The sequence below is a fragment of the Trebonia sp. genome, assembly GCF_049794275.1.
Lineage (GTDB): Bacteria > Actinomycetota > Actinomycetes > Streptosporangiales > Streptosporangiaceae > Trebonia.
Genome location: NZ_JBARCR010000838.1, coordinates 1 through 2,167 on the forward strand (window position 1 = coordinate 1; position 2,167 = coordinate 2,167).

The following is a 2,167-nucleotide window of genomic DNA, read 5'->3' on the forward strand; positions in this document are numbered from 1 at the left end:
GAGCTCAAGCGGCGCCGCAGAAAGCCGCCCGGCCGGTTCGCCGCCATACCTGGCTTCGCCGCCTTCGGCACCGGCCGCCGCGATCCGCACAATTAGGGACAAATCGACAAAAGGCGCTGATAACAGCAAGAAGCGGGCCGCTGCCGCGGCTGGACGCCTTAGCGCTGGGGATTTAGCCGCTCACAGCGGTCAAATCCCCAGCGCTATCGGATGTGCGCTGATAACAGCAAGAAGCGGGCGCCCGCAGGCGGGCCGCTGCCGCCAACCGGGCCGGGCCTCGCCGGGACGCCTACGACGGGAGGCGGACGCCACCCTCGGGGTGGGCGGTCAGCGTGTCCTCGCCCTCCGGGGCGTCGCCGGAGTCGATGTGCCGCAGCACGCCCATGCCCGGGTCGTTGGACAGCACCCGCTCGATCTTCTGCGCCGCCAGAGCGGAACCGTCCGCGACGCACACCTGGCCCGCGTGCAGCGAACGGCCGATACCGACCCCGCCGCCATGGTGGAACGACACCCACGTTGCCCCCGACGCCGTGTTCACCATCGCGTTCAGCAGCGGCCAGTCGGCGATCGCGTCGGAACCGTCGGCCATCGACTCGGTCTCCCGGTACGGGGACGCGACCGAGCCGCTGTCCAGGTGGTCGCGGCCGATCACGACCGGCGCGGACAGCGCGCCGGACGCCACCATCTCGTTGAACCGCACGCCCGCCTTGTCCCGCTCGCCGTACCCGAGCCAGCAGATCCTGGCCGGCAGGCCCTGGAACTCGACCTTCTCCGACGCGGCGCGAATCCACCGGTGCAGGTGCGAGTTGTCGGGGAACAGCGACAGCACCGCTTTGTCCGTCGCGTGGATGTCCGCCGGGTCACCGGACAGCGCCGCCCACCGGAACGGTCCCTTCCCCTCGGCGAACAGCGGCCGGATGTAGGCGGGCACGAATCCAGGGAACGCGAAGGCACGCGAGAACCCGCCGAGCCGCGCCTCGTCCCTGATCGAGTTGCCGTAGTCGAACACCTCGGAGCCCGCGTCGAGGAAGCCCACCATGGCAGCCACGTGACGAGCCATCGAAGCCCGGGCCCGTTCGGTGAATTCCTCGGGTTTTGCCGAGGCGTAGTCATGCCAGTCAGCCAGTTCGACCCCCACGGGCAGGTACGAGAGCGGGTCGTGCGCGGACGTCTGGTCGGTGACGATGTCCGCGGGGACGCCGCGCCGCAGTAGTTCGGGCAGCACGACCGCGCAGTTGCCGACGAGGCCGACCGACAGCGGCACCCGCGCGTCGCGCGCCGCGAGACAGCGAGCCAGCGCGTCGTCGAGGTCGTCGGCGACCACGTCCAGGTACCGCGTGGAAACCCGCCGCGCCAGCCGTGCCGGGTCCACGTCGATGACCAGGCAGACGCCGTCGTTCAGCGTGACCGACAGCGGCTGGGCGCCGCCCATCCCGCCGCAGCCGCCGGTGACGGTCAGCGTCCCGGCGAGCGAGCCGCCGAACCGCTTCGCCGCCACCGCCGCGAACGTCTCGTACGTGCCCTGCAGGATGCCCTGGGTGCCGATGTAGATCCACGACCCGGCGGTCATCTGGCCGTACATCGTCAGCCCCAGCGCCTCCAGCCGGCGGAACTCCGGCCACGTCGCCCAGTCGCCCACCAGGTTCGAGTTGGCGATCAGCACCCGCGGCGCCCACTCGTGCGTGCGCATGACCCCGACCGGCTTGCCGGACTGGACGAGCATGGTCTCGTCCTCGCGCAGCGAGGTCAGCGTGCGCACCATCGCGTCGAACGCGTTCCAGCTGCGGGCGGCCCTGCCGGTGCCGCCGTACACGACGAGGTCATCGGGACGTTCGGCCACGTCGGGGTCGAGGTTGTTCATCAGCATGCGCAGCGGTGCCTCGGTCTGCCAGGACCGGGCGGTGAGTGTGGTGCCGCGCGGTGCGCGGACGGGTCGGGCGCCTTCCATGGTTAAGGTCCTTTCGATCATCCGGAACGTACGCCGCCTACTCCAGCGGCCCCGTGACCGTCTCGGCGGCGCGCACCGCGTCGCCTGATCTCACGTAGTCCACGGTCGTTTCGATTTCTGGCGCGAGGAACCGGTCGCCGCCGGGGCCTTCTGTGCCGGTCGCCCGCAGCCCCGCGACGACCGCGGCCGTGGCGGGCGCGGGCGTGAGCGGGGCACGCA

The 2,167-nt window shown here is 71.2% G+C and carries 1 protein-coding gene and 1 pseudogene; both read right to left on the reverse strand.

Annotated elements, in window-relative coordinates; all coding sequences use genetic code 11:
- Nucleotides 1-289: 289 nt before the first annotated feature.
- Nucleotides 290-1,948 (reverse strand): urocanate hydratase, encoded by a 1,659-nt coding sequence (gene hutU, locus WA805_RS21740; RefSeq protein WP_422290865.1) that lies wholly within the window; start codon nt 1,946-1,948, stop codon nt 290-292.
- A gap of 37 nt (nt 1,949-1,985) precedes the next feature.
- Nucleotides 1,986-2,167, reverse strand: a pseudogene (locus tag WA805_RS21745) (histidine ammonia-lyase); the annotation flags it as partial.

Coding starts and splice junctions, on each gene's coding strand:
- hutU (WP_422290865.1), bottom strand. CDS start 1,948: ATGGAAGGCGCCCGACCCGTCCGCGCACCGCGCGGCACCACACTCACC.